At 56.3% G+C, this 18137-nt stretch carries 15 protein-coding genes; all 15 read left to right on the top strand.

The annotated features are described in order from the left end of the window. The first annotated feature begins 2 nt into the window (after positions 1-2). The 15 genes from ABIE61_RS03850 to ABIE61_RS03920 all read left to right on the top strand — a co-directional run bounded on the left by ABIE61_RS03850 (position 3) and on the right by ABIE61_RS03920 (position 18132). Positions 3-2435, top strand: coding sequence for an efflux RND transporter permease subunit (locus ABIE61_RS03850; protein WP_354406878.1), 2433 nt, complete (start codon positions 3-5; stop codon positions 2433-2435). A 13-nt stretch (positions 2436-2448) separates the two neighbouring features. Then, on the top strand, positions 2449-4083 hold the full coding sequence (locus ABIE61_RS03855) for a DUF1302 family protein (RefSeq protein ID WP_206835457.1): 1635 nt from the start codon (positions 2449-2451) through the stop codon (positions 4081-4083). Positions 4084-4111: 28 nt separating this feature from the next. Next, complete coding sequence (locus ABIE61_RS03860; RefSeq protein WP_206835454.1) at positions 4112-5428, top strand: DUF1329 domain-containing protein; 1317 nt, start codon at positions 4112-4114, stop codon at positions 5426-5428. A gap of 131 nt (positions 5429-5559) precedes the next feature. Continuing rightward, complete coding sequence (locus tag ABIE61_RS03865; protein WP_354406881.1) at positions 5560-6924, top strand: MATE family efflux transporter; 1365 nt, start codon at positions 5560-5562, stop codon at positions 6922-6924. 186 nt (positions 6925-7110) lie between these two features. Continuing rightward, positions 7111-7860, top strand: coding sequence for an acetoacetyl-CoA reductase (phbB, locus tag ABIE61_RS03870; RefSeq protein ID WP_091824668.1), 750 nt, complete (start codon positions 7111-7113; stop codon positions 7858-7860). A 136-nt stretch (positions 7861-7996) separates the two neighbouring features. After that, positions 7997-8269 carry a type II toxin-antitoxin system PrlF family antitoxin gene (locus ABIE61_RS03875; protein ID WP_206835452.1) on the top strand — a complete coding sequence of 91 codons (273 nt, stop codon included), beginning with the start codon at positions 7997-7999 and terminating at the stop codon, positions 8267-8269. Between the two features lie 97 nt (positions 8270-8366). Continuing rightward, complete coding sequence (locus ABIE61_RS03880; RefSeq protein ID WP_354406885.1) at positions 8367-9494, top strand: Fic family protein; 1128 nt, start codon at positions 8367-8369, stop codon at positions 9492-9494. 61 nt (positions 9495-9555) lie between these two features. Then, complete coding sequence (locus ABIE61_RS03885) at positions 9556-11793, top strand: heavy metal translocating P-type ATPase (RefSeq protein ID WP_354406888.1); 2238 nt, start codon at positions 9556-9558, stop codon at positions 11791-11793. A gap of 38 nt (positions 11794-11831) precedes the next feature. Next, positions 11832-12365 carry an Xre family toxin-antitoxin system antitoxin gene (locus ABIE61_RS03890; RefSeq protein ID WP_354406891.1) on the top strand — a complete coding sequence of 178 codons (534 nt, stop codon included), beginning with the start codon at positions 11832-11834 and terminating at the stop codon, positions 12363-12365. Further along, positions 12362-12835 (top strand): RES family NAD+ phosphorylase, encoded by a 474-nt coding sequence (locus tag ABIE61_RS03895; RefSeq protein ID WP_206835443.1) that lies wholly within the window; start codon positions 12362-12364, stop codon positions 12833-12835. Before ABIE61_RS03890 ends, ABIE61_RS03895 begins: the two co-directional genes overlap by 4 nt. A 203-nt stretch (positions 12836-13038) precedes the next feature. Beyond that, a complete protein-coding gene (locus tag ABIE61_RS03900; protein WP_354406894.1) occupies positions 13039-14721 on the top strand; it encodes a methyl-accepting chemotaxis protein in 1683 nt (560 codons plus the stop codon). Between the two features lie 83 nt (positions 14722-14804). Continuing rightward, a complete protein-coding gene (locus tag ABIE61_RS03905) occupies positions 14805-15521 on the top strand; it encodes a DUF6134 family protein (RefSeq protein WP_354406896.1) in 717 nt (238 codons plus the stop codon). Further along, a complete protein-coding gene (locus tag ABIE61_RS03910; protein ID WP_354406898.1) occupies positions 15518-16300 on the top strand; it encodes an SDR family NAD(P)-dependent oxidoreductase in 783 nt (260 codons plus the stop codon). Before ABIE61_RS03905 ends, ABIE61_RS03910 begins: the two co-directional genes overlap by 4 nt. After that, positions 16297-16767, top strand: coding sequence for a nuclear transport factor 2 family protein (locus tag ABIE61_RS03915; RefSeq protein WP_354406900.1), 471 nt, complete (start codon positions 16297-16299; stop codon positions 16765-16767). Before ABIE61_RS03910 ends, ABIE61_RS03915 begins: the two co-directional genes overlap by 4 nt. Positions 16768-16845: 78 nt before the next feature. Further along, positions 16846-18132, top strand: coding sequence for a sugar transferase (locus tag ABIE61_RS03920; RefSeq protein WP_354406902.1), 1287 nt, complete (start codon positions 16846-16848; stop codon positions 18130-18132). The last annotated feature ends 5 nt before the right edge of the window (positions 18133-18137 follow it).

Genomic DNA, 18137 nt, shown 5'->3' on the forward strand with positions numbered 1-18137 from the left:
TCATGGATAAACGATCTGCCAAGGCTCACAAGGCCACCCACTGGTTGCACAATCTTGACCAGAAACTGTTTAACCACCCCAAAATCATTTTGTCGCTTATTTTTGCGATTACGCTGTTCTTTGCCGCTCAGATCCCCGGCGTCAAAATGTACTCGGACTTTGCGGATCTGCTGCCGCAGACACACCCCTACATCGAGTTGCATAACGACATAAAAGAGTCGTTTGGCGGGGCCAACGTGATTATCGTTGGGGTTGAGTTCACCGAGCACGATATCTTCGACAATGAGGCGCTGGCACGCATCCACCGCATCACTCAGGCGGTCGACTCACTGCCGGGGGTTGATCACAACCTGGTAACCAGCGTGACCCACCGCAACTCTCGCAAGGTGTGGCTGACGCCCGAGGGCAACGTCAACTCGGAGCCCTACTACAATCCCGAGCGCACCGATCTTGACGCCGAGCGGTTGGCGGAAATGCGCAAGGACGTGGCCGCCGATCCGCGGGTGCTGGGGCCGCTGGTCAGTCCCGATCTGAGCATGGCACTGGTCAAGGCACAGCTGCTTGAAGGTCAGCTGGATTACGCCACCACCTTCGAGCGGATTCAGCAGATGCGTGCGCTGGAAGCGGCGGAGGGCGTGAAGATCCACGTCACCGGACAGCCGATGCTGGTGGGCTGGGCTTATCAGTATCTGGGCCAGATCATCGAAATCTTCCTGTTTACCGCGCTGATCATGCTGGCCCTGCTGGTGTTCTACTTCCGCAAGGCCTACGGCATTTTCATCCCGCTGGCCGGGGTGATCATCTCCTCCATCTGGGGTGTGGGGATCATTTCACTGTTCGGCTACAACCTGGACCCGCTGAGTCTGGTAATACCCTTCCTGATCTCGGCTCGTGCCATGTCGCACGGTATTCAGCTGGTTGAACGCTACTATCTGGAACTGAACGAGCACGACAACCAGCAGGTGGCGGCACGGCTCACCTTCGAGAGTCTGTTCCGGCCCGGCAGTCTGGGGGTGGTGTCCGATGCCATCGGCCTGCTGTTGATCGCCATCGGCTCCATTCCGCTCAACACCAAGCTGGCGCATTACGCCTCCATCTGGGCGCTCAGCATCATTCTGACCGTACTGCTGGCGGTGCCGCTGTTGCTGTCGATTCTGCCCAAGCCGAAAAACATCACCATCAAGCACAACCTGTTCCGCAATGTGGGCTATATCTGTGCCGATCTGATCAGTGGCGAAAAGGCCGCCAAAAAAGCGCTGGGCATTGCGGCTCTGCTGCTGGCCGGCGGTTTTTACTTCTCCTCCCATGTGGTGATCGGCGAATCCGAGCCGGGCTCGCCCATTCTGTATCAGGATCACGATTACAACCTCTCGTCCAAGGCGATCAACGACAGCTTCCCGGGTTCCGAGGAGATGTACATCGTGGCCGAAACGGCCGAGAAGGGCGGCATCAAGCGTCCCGAAGTGCTGGCCGCACTGGCCGATCTGCAGCGCCACATGATGCTGGACCCGGAAGTGGGGGGCTCCAAAGGGATTCCCGATCTGGTGAAACAGGTGAACCGTCTGCTGCACAACAACGATCCGCGTTGGTCGCAGATTCCCGATGACCAGCTCTATGTCGGCGGCCTGATGTTCACCTATCTGATGTCGAGTCCGATTCCCGGTGCTCTGAAAGAGTTTGTCGACAGCGACGAGCGGGTGGCCAACCTGGTGTTCTACTACAAGGACCACAAGGGTGAGACCCTGCGCCGGGCGATCCACACCGCCAAAGAGTGGATCGATGCCAACGAAGGCAAGGTGGAAGGCCTGACCGTACGCCTGGCCGGCGGCACCATCGGCGTGATCGCGTCCCAGAACGAGGCCGCCTTCGAGACCAACCTCTGGGTGCTGCCGCTGGTGTTCCTGCTGATCTTCGCCATGGTGACCTTCTTCTACACCTCCTTGATGGCCGGGGTGATGATGTTCGGCGCCATGCTGTTCGCCACCACGCTCACCTACGCCTACATGGGACTGAGCGGCATGGGGATCAACTCCAATACCGTGCCGATCATCGCCGTGGGGGTGGGGATCGGCATCGACTACTCGATCTACATGATGGACCGCATCCGCTCCGAAATGGTGGCGCTGGGAGACCTGTCGGCAGCGGTGCGCCGTGCGATTCGGACCACCGGCCTGGCCGTCAGCTTCACCGCCATCACCCTGATCGCAGGCATCGTCATGTGGGTAGTACTGTCGGATCTGCGCTTCCAGGCGGAAGCGGCCCTGCTGCTGATCGTGATGGTCGTACTCAACGGCGCGGCAGCGATGCTGCTGGTGCCCAGCTGGGTACTGGTATTCAAGCCCAAGTTTATCTGTAAAGCCTATGCCGACGAGGATGGCGTGATCCACGCCGATTCGGAAGCAGAGGATCCATGTGTCATGACAACCAAGGCATAAGAGGCCAATAACCATGTCGAAAACAATAACAACGACATTTTCTCATCTCGCAGTCGGCGTTGCGGCGGCGCTGGGTACCGGACTGGCGGTACCGGCACTGGCGGCTGAAACCACCTGGAACGGCTATGTGGAAAATGCGACCTACTTCCGTGATGGCGTGGGGCTGTCCAAGTTCCGCAACACCGGTCAGGCTCAGTTTGAAACCGTGTTTCAGACCGACAGCCTGCGCTCGCTGAAGCTCAACGGCACCCTGCGCGGCACCTACGACGGGGTGTACGACCTGAATGATGGCGAGTTTGGCAAGGACAGCCGTCATTCATATCTAGGGGAGAACTGGCATAGCAATTCGACCATATCAAGTCAGGCTTTACTTTCGCCGGGTGTTTCCTTCCCCTGTGAGAACGACCCGACCCTGTGTAACAACCTGGACGGTTACATGGACCACAAGGAGCGCGATGCCAAGTTCCCGGATTTCAACGACCAGCTCGATTTTATCCGCGAGCTCTACATCAGTGCCGACAAGGAGCTGAGCAACGGCGACCTGCTCAACGTGCGTCTGGGCAAGCAGCAGGTGGTCTGGGGCAAGACTGACCTTTTCCGGGTACTGGACGTGATCAACCCTGTGGATTACTCCCGCCACAACATCTATGACGAACTGGAAGACATCCGTATTCCGCAGTGGATGCTGACCGCCGAATGGCGTATGGGGCCGAACGAGGTGCTGGATGACTCCAACCTGTCACTGGTGTGGAACTTTGACAAATTCCGTCCTAACAACCTGGGTACCTGTGGTCAGTCCTACCGGATGCTGGATGCGGGCTGTTTCTTCAGTTCATATTTGAACCTTGGGCCCGGTATCCCAATTATTCATGATGTGGAAGAGCCGAACTGGAGTCTGAAAAACACTCAGCTGGGCATGAAGTGGGAAGGTGTCTATGGCGATACCACCTTTTCATTGAACGCCTTGACCTACCGTCAGCAGCTGCCGTCACTGCATTTCCGTCCCAACCCGACAGTTCCTGGCGTACCGGCGTTTGACGGCGTATTCGATATCAAATTCCCGCGGGTCAATCTGGTCGGCGGCTCCATCGACTACTACTCGATGAACATGGATGCGATCTGGCGTCTGGAGATGGCTTATACCCAGGGAGAAGAGCTGCCGGATGACTCCGGTCACCACGAAACCGACATGCTGCGCTATGTCATCGGTTTCGATAAAAACATCATCATTCCGGAACTCGGAACCCGCAGTGCCTTTTTGTTCTCGACCCAGCTGTTCGGTGAACACATTCTCGATCATATCGGCACCATGCCCAATGACGAGGATAACTGGATCGCCACCATGCTGTTCAAGGGGTTCTACAAGAACAACCGTCTGAGCCCGCAGATCATTATTGCACACGATTTTGCCGCCGAGGCTACCGCCATCGCACCGAGCATCTCTTGGACGCCTGATAATCACTGGATGTTCAACGTTGGTCTGAATGTAAAAACCGGCGGCAAGGAAACCTTCCCCTGGGGTGTGGCTCGGGACGTGATGGGTGATAACTCTGGACAGTTTGAACCCACAGCACGCTTCCTCAACGGCCCGATCGGCGTAGCGAACCAGGAAGACGAGATTCAGTTCACCGTGCGTTACAGCTTCTGATCATGACAACGATAATAAGGATACCAATATGTTGAAAAAAACGTTTCTTTCAGTAGCCATCACTATGACTGTGGCAGTTGGTGCTCAGGCCGCTGCAATTCCGGAAGAGGTGATTCAGGCCTCCTTCTATCCCTACAAGGATGGTGTGCCTAGTGTGGAAGGCCTCACTCCAGGGATGACCATCAACCAGAGTAACGTGGATCGGTTCAAGGACGCGCTGGACCCGGGGATGTACCATTTCATCAAAAACGGTGATACCGAAATGCAGGTGGGCGAGACTACCTCGTTCGACCTGCACCCCAGCTACGTGGAAGCGACCCGCAAGTACTCGGCTGATGTCCAGCTCGGTGCCGGTCATGGCGAGCTGTCCCCGACCATCGCGGGTCGTCCCTTCCCGCAGGAGCCGTCACTGGATGATCCCCGTGCCGGCGAGAAGCTGGCGTGGAACTACAAGTACGGTTACAACTGGGGTGATTCGGCCGCCATCATGCCGTTCTACTGGACCATGCGTGACATGGACAGTGGCAAGAAGGAACGTACCATCAAGTTCAACTTCCACTTCCTGAACTTTACCCACCGCACTTCACAGGACCCGTACCCGAAGATCGAGCCCAACCCGTCCGAGCTGTTCCGAGGCACTTACGTTCAGGCGCTGGAGCCGTTTGACGTGAAGGACACCCAGCTGCTGATCCAGCGGTTTGAAGACGACACCAAAGTGGATAACGCCTACCTCTATCTCGGCTTCCAGCGCCGAGTGCGCCGCCTGTCGACCGGCCAGACCACCGATGCCTTCCTTGGCACCGACGTGATGATCGAGGACTTCGAGGGCTACAACGGCCGTATCAGCGATATGAACTGGGCCTACAAGGGTACCCGCTACATGCTGATGCCGTTCTTCAGCCACAACGAGCTGCAGCTCGACAATGAAACGCATCAGGACAGTGACGGCTATCAGGTTGTCGCCTTCGGCGGTCAGGGCGGCTGCTTCCCCAACATTACCTGGCAGCTGCGCAAGGTGTATGAGGTCGACTCGATTCCGATCGATCAGAACCACCCGATCAGCAAGCGTACCCATTTCATGGACGCCCAGACCTTCACCATCCCGCGCACCGTGGTCTATGACCGCAAGGGCGACATGTGGAAGAACTGGGTGATCGGACAGGCGCACCCGGACCATCATCTGCCGATCAACAAGGGCACCGGTGTTGCCATCGATGACGCCTTCACCATGATCGATATGCAGGCCAAGCACTGCACCACCGGTCAGTTCAAGGGGATCGTTGATCCGGCGCTGAGCCCTGTGGACAAGTTCAGCGTACAGAACATGCGCGCCTCCGGCCGCTGATCCAAACCCTTCATCATCATTTCAACTTTGGCCCGGGCACGCCCCGGGCTTTTTTTGCCTGCACCGGAGCGGCGATTTTGCTAAACTCCTGCCCATTCGACCCTCGGCCCGATCCAACAGACAGGAACCGCATGTCCAGGCGTCCCGACCTGCTCAACGCCCCCATCCGCCCGACACTGGTGCGCATGACCATCCCGATGATGTTCGGCATTGTCAGCCTGATGCTGTTCAATCTGGCCGACATCTGGTTCGTCTCCCGTTTGGGTACCGAACCGATGGCGGCACTGGCGTTTACCTTCCCGGTCTCTTTTTCGGTGGTCAGCCTGGCGATCGGGCTGGGTATCGGCACTTCGGCCACGCTGGCGCGGCTGATCGGCAGCGGCAGCAGCGAAACGGCAGCGCGTCTGGCAACCGATAACCTGCTGCTCACCTGCGTCTTGATGGCGGTGGTCGGGGCAGGGGGGCAGTTTTTGATCGACCCGGTGTTCGGCCTGATGGGCGCCGCGCCCGAACTGATGCCGCTGATCCGCGGTTATATGCAGATCTGGTTTGCCGGGTCGGTCTTTCTGGTGCTCAACATGGTGTGCAACAGCACCTTCAGGGCGTCGGGTGACACCCGTCTGTCCGCCAGTATCATGCTGATCTCGTCACTGCTGAACATGCTGCTCGACCCGCTGTTGATTTTCGGTTGGGGGCCGGTCCCCGCTTTTGGCATCGAGGGTGCGGCCATGGCCAGTGTGCTGGCCTGGTCGATCACCACCCTGCTGGCGCTGCACCTGCTGTACCATCGCAAGGGGATGCTGCTGCTGACCCTGCCCAGGTGGCAGCCGATGCTGCAGCACTGGCGCCAACTGCTGTCGATCAGCCTGCCGGCATCGCTCTCCAACATGATGACACCCCTGGCCAACGGCGTGCTGACGGCACTGGTGGCGGTACACGGAGCCGAGGCGGTAGCCGCCTTCGGTGCCGGTGCCCGCATCGAATCCCTGTCGCTGCTGTTCTGTCTGGCGCTGTCGATGACCCTGCCGCCGTTTATCAGTCAGAACTTTGGTGCTCTGCAGCTGGAGCGGGTCAGATCCGCCTACCGGGGTGCCATACGTTTTGCACTGATGTGGCAGCTGATCATTTTCGCGCTGTTGGTGCTGCTGTCTGGCCCGATCTCAAGAATGTTCAGTGACGATCCTGAAGTGGCGTACTGGCTGCAGCTCTGGATGCTGATCGTGCCTGCCGGCTTCGGCTTTCAGGCTGTCACATTCCTGAGCGCATCATCCTTCAACGCCCTGCATCAGCCGATGCGCGCCATGCGCATCAGCCTGTTCCGGCTGTTCCTGATGTACGTTCCCCTGGGCTGGCTGGGTAACCTGCTGTTTGGCCTCACCGGCATGTTTGTTGCGCTGGTGATTGCCAACGCCATCACTGCAATGGTGGCGCGTTACTGGGTGCTGCGCTATCTGCGCACACTGGATGCCGAGTCCGGTGTCATCGCCGCTTCATAGTCCGGCACTACAATCTCCTTGCACCAAAGTCATACTTCTGCCATGGTCAAAACAGACTATGATGGAATCAATTGCTGCACAGATTTTAAAAACAAAACAACAACACAACGCACCAAAAATGCCTGACGGCCCCAGCCTCGCAAGAGGCGGAGCAGGCGCTCACTTTATGGAAAAGGGATGTAAACAATGAGTAAAAAAGTTGCATTGGTAACCGGTGGTACTGGTGGTTTGGGTGAAGCAATCTGTCGCAAGCTGGTCGATGCTGGCTTTCATGTTGTAGCGGGATACAACAGTGGCGGCAACCACGACAAGGCCAAAGCCTGGCAGGAAGAGCAGCGCAAGGCGGGTTATGAGATCGATGTGGCCTATGGCGATGTCACCAGTGAAGAATCCTGCGCTGCCTGTATCGAAACCGTCAAAGAACTCACTGGCCGTAATGTGGATGTGCTGGTGAACAACGCGGGTATTACCCGTGATGGCCAGTTCAAGAAAATGAGCTGGGAACAGTGGAATGAAGTCCTTAGCGCCAACCTGGACTCCATGTTCCACATGACTCGCCTGGTGATCAATCCGATGATCGATCAGGGCTTCGGTCGTGTCATCAACATCTCCTCGGTTAACGCACAGAAAGGTCAGTTCGGTCAGACCAACTACTCTGCAGCGAAGGCCGGTATCCACGGCTTCACCAAGGCACTGGCGCAGGAAGTGGCGGCCAAGGGTGTTACCGTCAACACCGTATCACCGGGCTACGTGATGACGCCGATGGTTGCCAAGATCGATGATTCAGTGCTGGAAAAAATCGCCAAGTCCATCCCGGTAGGGCGTCTGGGTGAGCCGGACGAAATCGGCCGTATCGTGACCTTCCTCGCGGAAGACGAATCGGCCTACATCACCGGTGCTGACTTCTCTATCAACGGTGGTTTGCACATGTTCTGATCTCCACTGGGAGCAAAGAAAAAACAGAGGGCTGCCATTGGGTGGCCCTTTTTTGTAAGCGCACCCTGGCATTGTTATTGGTGTAATGCAGCTGCATTATGATGCAGATATGTCATTAATTAACGAGGAGGTTGTCATGACTCTTAATCTTGAAACCAAATCAACCGAGTCAGATGATCCGGCTCTGGAGCCTTTCCTTGAATTCCAGGAGTCCGACATTGAACAACATTCCGAACGCCTGCAGGTAATGAACGAAGAGCTTGTGCAGCGTTTGCGCTCTTTGACCGCAAAGGTCGAATTGAATCTGGATGAACAGCAATGGGCCGCATTTCAGGATGCGCTGGATCGTCCCGTGCAATCCAAGCCGCGGCTGAAGAAGCTGTTGAATGAGCCAGGGATTTTGGATTGAAAATCCTCAATCGGATCATTAAAACGATTTTCTAGTTCTATTCTGAGCCGAATAGGGCATTATAATCGGCTCAAGACTATGATCATGAGCCACTTCCATGTATATCTGGCAGCAATCGGGTTGGCCTCAGTTTGTTTATGACCATCAGACACTTGCGCCTCTGTTGTCTGATATTCGTCTCTTGCAGGGGCGCTTGATAGGGCACGCAGATTACTTGGATCACAGTGCCAGTCTCGCCAGTCAGATTGACGCGCTGGTGCAAGAGGCCATTCAAACCAGTGCCATCGAGGGGGAGGTTCTCAACGCGGCCTCGGTACGCTCCTCTGCTGCACGACGTTTGGGGTTGGATACGTCAGGGTTGGTGCCGGGCACCCCCGAAACAGAGCAGTTGGTACAAATGCTGGCTGAAGCGGTTTCAGACGTTGATGAACAGTTTGATGCCAATACCCTGTTTCGATGGCAAGCGAATTTGTTCACGGAACGGCCTCTGTTTATGCCCAAAGAGGCTATTATCGGAGGCCTGCGTCAAGACTTGCCGGGACACCCCATGGCAGTGGTGTCGCAGAAAGGGCATCGCGAGGTTGTTCATTTTGTGGCGCCTCCGAGTGATTGTCTTCCTCGGGAGCTGGACCTTTTTCTGCACTGGTTTAATCACACCTCATCGGTACTGGATGGACTTGTGCGGGCAGGCTTGGCACATCTGTGGCTGGTCACACTGCACCCGTTTTCGGATGGTAATGGCCGTGTTACGCGAGCGGTTGCGGATCGAGCATTGGCGCAGGATGAAAAAACCAGCGTTCGCTTCTACAGCATGAGTGCTGCCATCATGCGTCACAGAAACGCCTACTATGATGTGCTGGAAAATACCCAAAAAGGTGACATGGATGTGACGCCTTGGCTGGTGTGGTTTCTTGAAACCTTGCGCGAGGCGATTGAGCGCAGTCTGGCCCGATTTCTTAGAACCCTGGATAAATCTCGTTTTTGGCGTGTCCATGCCGATACTGAATTGAACGACCGCCAGCGTAAGGTTCTCAACCGTTTACTCGATGCTGATCAGGATGAGTTCACTCAGGGTATCAACGCCAGTAAATACAAAAGCATTGCAGCAACCAGTAAGGCGACCGCAACGCGGGATTTGGCTGCGTTGGTAGAGCTGGGGTGCCTTGAGCAGTTGCCCGGAGGTGGGCGCAGCACCCGGTATACTGTTAAGTATCCTTCCCCTTGACCCTATACCCCACTTCAGGGTTTATGCTTAAGCCATCAAACACCATCACATGAGGTTCAAAATGGCCATCTATCAGTTTGCCCTTCATAACGTGCGCTGCGCCGGTTGCGTGCGCAGTGTCGAAAAATCCCTCAACAGTACCGAAGGCATTCAGGACTTCGCGATCAACTTTGCCGACCGTACCGCGTCGGTGCAGACCGATGCCGACCCCAGTGTGGTGATCAGGGCGGTGGAGGCAGCCGGCTATGGTGCTGATTTGATGCAGGATCAGGACGACTACGAGAAGCGGGCCGAGCAGGAGCGTGAAGCCTATCGTCTCACGCTGCGTAAAAGTCTGGTTGCATTAACGGCAGGCGGTGTATTGATGCTCGCCATGCTGATCGGCTGGATGCCCGACCTGCATACCACAGGGGGAGTACTTCAGGGCGTCGCGCTGGGCGTGGTCACTTTGGCAATCATGGTTTACAGCGCAGGCCATATCTATAAAGGCGCCTGGCTGGGGCTATTCCGTGGTGACCTGAACATGGATACCCTGATTGCGCTGGGTACCGGCACCGCTTGGGTCTACTCCACCGGGTTGCTGATTATCACCGCGAGCACTCCCGGCATATTGCCTGACGCCGCGATGCATCTGTATTACGAAGCGGCGGTGATGATTCTCGGCTTTATCCTGTTGGGGCAAGCGCTGGAAAGCCGCGCCCGCGGCAATACCACCGATGCCCTTCGCAAGCTGCTGGATCTGCAGCCGCGTGAAGCGATGCGGGTACGTGATGGCGAAAGCAAGTCAGTACCGGTGGCGATGTTGCTGCCGGAAGATCATGTGCGTATTCGCCCCGGCGAGCGGGTCCCGGTCGATGGCAAAGTGCTGGAGGGCAGCAGTCATGTGGATGAGTCCATGCTCACCGGCGAGCCGGTACCGGTCAAGCGCGAGCCCGGTGATCTTGTCACGGGCGGTACCGTTAACGGGCAGGGCAGTCTGCTGATCGAAGTCAGCGCCGTGGGGCAGAAAACCGTACTGGCACAGATTGTGGCCACTGTACGTGAAGCCCAGAACGCCAAGCCGGCGTTGGGCCGGCTGGCCGATCGCATTTCGGCCATCTTCGTACCGGTCGTGATCCTTATCGCGCTGCTTACAGCTGTGTTCTGGCTCTGGCTGGCACCGGCGCCTGCCTGGCCCTATGCAATCGTGGCGGCCTTGACCGTACTGATCGTTGCCTGCCCCTGCGCCCTTGGGTTGGCGACGCCGATGTCAGTGATGGTGGGCGTGGGGCGTGCAGCCGAACAGGGTGTGCTGATTCGCAACGGTGAAGCGCTGCAGCAGGCGCAATCGATCACCACGTTGGTGCTGGATAAAACCGGCACCCTCACCGAAGGCAAGCCACAGGTTGTTGATCTGCACTGCGCAGGTGATGAAACCGAGCTGCTGCGTTTGGCCGCCAGTGTGGAGCAGCACTCAGAGCACCCGCTGGCGCAGGCGGTGGTTGAATATGCTCGTAACAAATCGGTTGCACTGACAGACACCCAATCGTTTGAAGCCGCCGCCGGCAGCGGGGTGCAGGCTGAAGTCGAAGGCAACAGCGTACTATTGGGTAATCAGCTTTGGATGCAAGAGCAGGGGGTTGATACCACTGAGTTTGAACCCAACGCCGAGCGTTTCAGTGAGGCCGGGCGCTCTCTGATCTGGATGGCGGTGGACAAGCAGCCGGTGATGTTGCTGGCCGTAGCCGATCCGCTGCGCGAAGACAGCACCGAAGCGGTGACTCAATTCCATCGCCAAGGGTTGGAAGTGGTGATGCTGTCGGGTGATAACAAGCGCACCGCCAACGCGATCGCGAAACAGGCGGGTATCGACCGTGTCATCGCCGAGGTCAAGCCGGAGCAGAAACAGCAGGTGATCAAGGACCTGCAGGCAGAAGGCAAGATCGTTGCAATGGTGGGTGATGGCATCAATGATTCCCCGGCGCTGGCGCAGGCCAATATCGGCTACGCCATGGGTTCTGGCACCGATGTGGCGATCAGTTCTGCCGATGTCACACTGATGCGCTCCAGCCTCACGTCAGTGGTGGATGCCATCGCCATATCGCGGGCAACAGTGCGTAACATCAAACAGAACCTCTTTGGTGCTTTTATCTACAACAGCCTGGCCATTCCGGTGGCGGCAGGTGTGCTGTACCCGTTGCTTGGCCTGCTGCTCAACCCGGCCATTGCCGGCGCAGCCATGGCGCTATCTTCAGTCACTGTGGTAGCCAATGCGAGGCGGCTCAAGAATATTGCATTAACTTGCCATCGTTCATCGTAGTGACTAATCTGTTCATCTGAACAGTTTGAGGTGATCAAATGGAAGCGGCGCATATCGCAACTCCGAAAAAAGGGCCTGTTACTGCGAAAGCACCAAGGGCAGACAGTATTCGGCCTGTCTCGCAGCGCCAGACGCAAAAGGTTACGCGGTCAGGTCAGGGTTCTACTCTAGTCTGCGTCATAACGGGTGTTTGTAATAACGACCACAGTGCAATTATTGGTCGTATTCGTGATGGCCTGCCTGCCGCTTCAGTCCAGATGCTTGAGGAAGCCTACGCAACTACTCGGGCAGAAATGGTCAAGTGCCTTTCCATGTCCATTGCAACCCTGAGGCGGCGTCAGAAAGAGGGCTACCTGCATGTTGATGAATCGGATCGCGTTGTACGCCTTGCCAGAATCAAGGACCTTGCGCTTGAAATGATGCAGGGCGACGATGCGGCTGCAGTCGAGTGGCTGCAGACACCTCATGACCTGTTACAGGGTGAAGCCCCCATGTATTACGCCAGTACAGAAATGGGAGCACGTGATGTTGAAGACCTGATCGGGCGCATCCGCCATGGAGTATTCAGTTGAGGCTAACGGGTTGGCGTATTGCTGACCCAGCCTTTGCAAGTACGCCCGAAGCGATGCTCTCTGGTGAGGGGGCATTTCTGTACGGTGGCCGTTGGAATAGCAAAGGGGTTCGGGTTGTGTACCTCGGTACCAGCCTTGCCCAGGCAGCGCTGGAGTTGCTCGTGCATCTGCGCCGTCCCGACATTCTGAGGCAATATGCCAAGCTCGAAGTCAGCTTTGATGCCGCGCTGGTCACACATATCGATCTGAACGACCTGCCTGATAACTGGAACAGCCCCCAGCTGGCAAGTGCTGTTCGAAATGTGGGGGATAATTGGGTCAAGGATGAGATCTCACTGGTTATGCAGGTTCCCAGTGCTGCAATCCATGGTGAGTACAACTACCTGCTCAATCCAGCGCACCCTGATATCAGCAAAATCAGAGTCGGCGCAATCACTCAATTTGATTACGATCCGCGCCTGACTCTCTGAATTGTATGCCGAAACAGGGAATGCGCACCGGCTGCAATTGAACCGTTTTCCGCTTCGGTGTGGTCTGTGAGACCAGTGCTTCATAAATATTGCATTGAGATAGATCAATACCAAGACATAAAACATGTGTTTATTAGAACAATGGAATGTTTTGCAGTACACTACGCTTATTTTTAAATCCCCTGCCTATGTAAGGATTAAAGATGAGCAAACTCAGACTGAAGGGTAAGCTGTTGCTCCTGTCTCTGGTGCCCCTGTTGCTGGTGGTTGCGGCCATCATGATCATTGTTCGCGTGCAGATGCAGGCGATGGGTGATGAAGAGGTGGAGCGCATCCGCAAGGATATGCTGGCCACCAAACAGACCGAGTTGCGCCATTACGTGGAGCAGGCGATCAGCGCCGTGCAGCCGTTGCTGGCGCGCAAAGGCATCACCGACGATGAAAAAATGGAGCGGGTAACCGAAGTGCTGAATGCCATGCGTTTTGGCACGGATGGCTATATCTTCGCTTTTGATCCTCAGGGGGTCACGAAAGTTCATGGCACGAACCCTACGCTTATTGGCAAAGATCTTTCGGGTCTGAAAGATCCGAAAGGTGTGCTGTTCACCCAAGAGCTGGTCAAGGCAGGGCGCAGCGGGGGAGGCTTTGTTGAGTATTCATGGGAAAAGCCACAGCTGGGGCGTGATGCACCGAAACTGAGTTATGCACAGGCGCTGCCGGGTAAGGATTGGGTTGTCGGCACCGGCTTCTACATCGATGATATTGATGCCGCGGTTGCGCAACTGGAAAATCAGATTCGCTCTTCTATCGCGACCACGCTGGGCATCATTGGTATTTCTGCGCTGATCCTGCTGGTACTGGTATCGCTGGTAACCCTGTATGTCGCACAGCGTATGGTACGCCCGCTGCAGCAGACTGCTGCGGCCCTCAAGGATATCTCGCGCGGTGAAGGTGACTTGACTCAGCGCCTGCCGGTTGAAACCGATGATGAAGTCGGTGATGTGGCCAGGGGGTTCAATGACTTTGTTGAAAAAATCCAGCAACTGGTACGCGAAGTGCAAACTGCGGTGCGCTCACTGAGTCAGTCAACCGAGTCGATGAAACATGTGGTGAGCCAAACCCATGAAGATGCCCATAAACAGAAAGGTGAAACCTCACAGGCCGCTGCCGCCATTCACCAGATGGCAGCCGCGGTTCAGCAAGTGGCTGGCAGTGCTGCTCAGGCAGCCGATGCCGCTCGTGAAGCCGATGGAGAGTCGGTAAATGGGCAAAAGGTGGTTGAGCATACCATCGAATCGATCAACCGCTTGGCTGATGACGTAAACCGTTCGGCAGAGGTCATTGCCAGCCTCGGCACCGATGCCGATCAGATCGGCACAGTGATCAATGTTATCTCGTCCATCGCGGAACAGACCAACCTGCTGGCGCTCAACGCGGCGATTGAGGCAGCCCGCGCCGGCGAGCAGGGGCGTGGTTTCTCTGTTGTCGCTGACGAAGTGCGCACCCTGGCAACCCGTACCCAGCAGAGCACCGATGAAATTCAGCGCATGATCGAACGGTTGCAGTCCGGCGCACGCAATGCGGTTACCGAGATGCAAAGCTCGCAGGCACAAAGCCAAGACACCATCGAACGGGCCGATGAAGCACGCAACTCGCTGCAGCAGATTACCCACTCGGTCAGTACCATTACTGAAATGAATACCCAGATCGCCAGTGCAGCGGAAGAACAGACCGCGGTGGCTGACGAAATCAGCAAGAGCGTACAGCAGATTGCCGATATTGCTGACAAGGCCACGCACAATGCAGAAGAACTGGCCGGCACCGCCAGCCAGATGGGCGAACTGGAAACACGCCTGAACCAGCTGGTATCCCGCTTCAAGGCGTAACCGGCGCCACTTGCTACCCGATAATCCCCCGTTGACTGAACCGCCCGCATTTCGAGCGCGTATCAGTCAACGGGGGATTTTTTATGCGTATACTTCGTCACATCTTGGTGTCGGCGCTGTTGATGGCGACCGTTCAGGCAGCTGCCGCTCAGGTCGGGGTGGGCACTGGTTTTGTGTCGCCACTGAATTTGTACGGCACTGAAGCGTTATACAGCGTTGAGCGCAAAGGCAAAACCATAGGCCATTACCGACTTCGGTTTGACCAACAGGCCGACCGATTGCAGGTCGATATAGAGATGCAGCTGCAGATTCGTGTACTGGCACTGTTCAACTACCATTTTGAGTATGCAGCGCAAGAGCAATGGTCAATTGATGGACAGCTGCAGAAATTGAACGTCAGAATTGATGACGATGGAGCGCTGACATTACACCGCATTGAGCGTCAAAATGATTGGCTGTGCCGTGTTGAGGCGGCAGTTTGTGAGCCTCTGGGTCAGCGACTGCTTACTTCAAATCACTGGCACCCTCAGCTTCCACTACAGCAGCAGCTGCTGAATACACTGACCGGCGAGGTGAGTGAGTTGAATGTCACCGAACTGGGGCGTGAAACAGTGCAGCTTGGCAACGAAGCAATAGTGGCCACTCACTACCAGTTGGGAGGGGATCTGGACGATACTCACAGCTGGTACGATCAAAATGGTCGCTGGCTGGGCATGGAATTCAGTGCTCGCGATGGCAGTCGCATTCGTGTGCGATTACAGCCTGAGCCAGTGCCATTGGCGCTTAAGGAGGCACCATGAATATCAACGGCATTCCACGTTGGCCCTTGGTATGGATCACCGGTGCCGGCACCGGTATTGGCCGGGCCACGGCCCTCAGGCTGGCAGAGCAGGGCAGTGATGTCGTCATCAGTGGGCGTCGACGTGAAATATTGCAACAGGTGGCGGATGATGCCAGAAAAGCCGGTTATATCGGACGTATACTGCCGCTGGAAATGGATGTCACCCAACCCGGTGCCAATCTACGGGCACTGGACTGGATCGAGGCGCAATGGCGCCTGCCTGACCTGGTGGTCTTCAATGCAGGCAATCATACACCCATGACACTGGACGAGCTGTCGGTGGAAACCTGTCGCAGTCTGATGGACATCAACTTTCTGGCGGTCATGGCCGGGCTGGAAGCGGTGCTGCCGCGCATGCGCAAGCGAGGACATGGGCAAGTGGCATGTGTAGCTTCATTGGCAAGCTATCGAGGTCTGCCGACAGCCGCAGCCTACGGAGCAAGCAAGGCGGCTTTGGTCAACGCCTGCGAAGCACTGGCGGTCGAGCTACAGGGGAGTGGCGTGCAGTTGCAAGTGGTCAACCCCGGCTTTGTGCGCACTCCTCTGACCGACCAGAACCCATTCGACATGCCGCAGCTGATCAGTCCAGAAGAGGCCGCGTACCAGCTGGTCAAGGGGCTCGGAAGCCGCCGTTTCGAGATCCGCTTCCCTTCGGCGTTTGCGCGTACGCTGGCCCTGCTGCGCATGGTACCCTACGGTATCTACTTCAAACTCATCAAACGCAGCACTGGGTTTTGAGCAAAATCATCATGGATGCAGACACCACAGAGCTTGAACAGCAGGCGCGCGATTATGCCGAGGCCTTCGCAAGCCTGACGCCCGACCGGATAAACGACCTGTGCGAACGCCTGGCACCAGACGTGCACTTTCGTGACCCGTTCAATGATCTTTATGGACGCCACTCGGTGTGGGCGCTGCTGAATGACATGTTTGAACGTACCGGAAAGCCGGCCTTTGAACTGCTCGAAGTCTGCTGGCATGAGCCCAATCGCTGTGCCTGGCTACGCTGGCAGTTTGCCGCTCAGGTGCCGGTGATCGGTGAACTGAAGGTAGAAGGCAGCAGCCGAATCTGGCTGGATCAGGCGGGCAGGGTTGCGGAGCATCTGGACTACTGGGACAGTGCTCCGGTGTACCTGCAATTGCCGCTGATCGGCGCATTGCTGCGGCGGGTCAAACGCAAAATGGCACTGCCGCCTCCAAACTGAAACCGTTCACAGACGCTGAATATTAAGGTTTCAACGCGTATACTGGCAGCTTGATGTCAGCAGCGTGAAACATTCTTCATGTCAGTAGCCCCACATATTCCGCACTATGAGCGCCGTCACTCACGCTGGTATGAGAGGCTGTTGCTGGGATTACCGTTTCAATTTGTGCTTGGCAGCGTTTGCCTGTACCTGTTACCGCTGGGGCTGCTGGCACCGGAATACATGCAGTTGCGCTGGTCAGTGGGTAGCGTAACACTGACTGCCTTGGTCGGTGCTTACCTGTTAAGTCTGTTTTTTCTCAGCCGGTTACGCATCTATCCCGGTGCGCGCTCGCTTGCACACATACTGCCAACGGTATCCCTTGCCTGGTTTCTGGTCAGCGCCATTATTCTGTTGCTAAACCAGCCGGTACTGTGGCACTGGCACCTGTATGGCTTCATTGCGGCCTGTTTCTGGAGTGGCGCAGCCATTTTTGTAGGACGTCGCTTTCGTACCCAAAAAATCGCCGTAGTGCCTTCAGTCAGAACAGAACGGCTTGAATCGACCGCATTCTATCGGTTTCACACCCTGGCCGAGCCGAGTTTTGGCGGTCGTCGTTTCGATGCCGTAGTAGCTGACCTTCACGCGGAACTGTCGCCCCAATGGCAGCGCTTTCTGGCCCATGCCACGCTCAATCGCATACCGGTTTATCATATCAAGCAGCTGAACGAATCCATTACCGGCCGTGTACGTATCGATCACCTGTCCGAAAATGAGTTTGGCAGTTTGCAGCCATCACCCGCCTATGAGTCACTCAAGCGGCTGATTGATATCATCATCGTGCTAGTCACATTGCCTGCCTGGCTGCCACTGATGCTGCTGGTTGCGGTCGCCATTAAGCTGGACTCCCCCGGGGCGGTATTGTTTATTCAAGAGCGGGTGGGGCAGGGAGGGCGTCCTTTCAAAATCTGCAAGTTTCGCAGCATGCGTCATGATGCTGAAAAGAATGGTCAGCTGCTGGCACAGTCGGGGGATGAGCGCATCACTCGGTTGGGGCGTTTTTTGCGGCGCTCGCGGCTTGATGAACTGCCGCAGTTCTTCAATGTGCTGAAAGGGGATATGAGTTTGATAGGGCCACGCCCTGAACAGTCTGTATTTGTGGAACAGTTTGAGCAGGAAATCCCTTTTTACGCCTACCGTCATGTTGTTAAGCCCGGGATTACGGGGTGGGCGCAGGTAATGCAGGGGTATGCTGGTGACAGTGACGAAACCCGCATCAAGATCGAGCATGACTTTTACTACATCAAGCACTTCTCGCTGTGGGTGGACCTGTTGATTGTACTGCGCACTCTGCGTGTCATTCTGACCGGTTTTGGTGCCCGTTGAAACGA

The organism is Marinobacterium sp. MBR-111, assembly GCF_040547585.1.
In the GTDB taxonomy this organism is placed as follows: Bacteria; Pseudomonadota; Gammaproteobacteria; order Pseudomonadales; family Balneatricaceae; genus Marinobacterium; species Marinobacterium iners.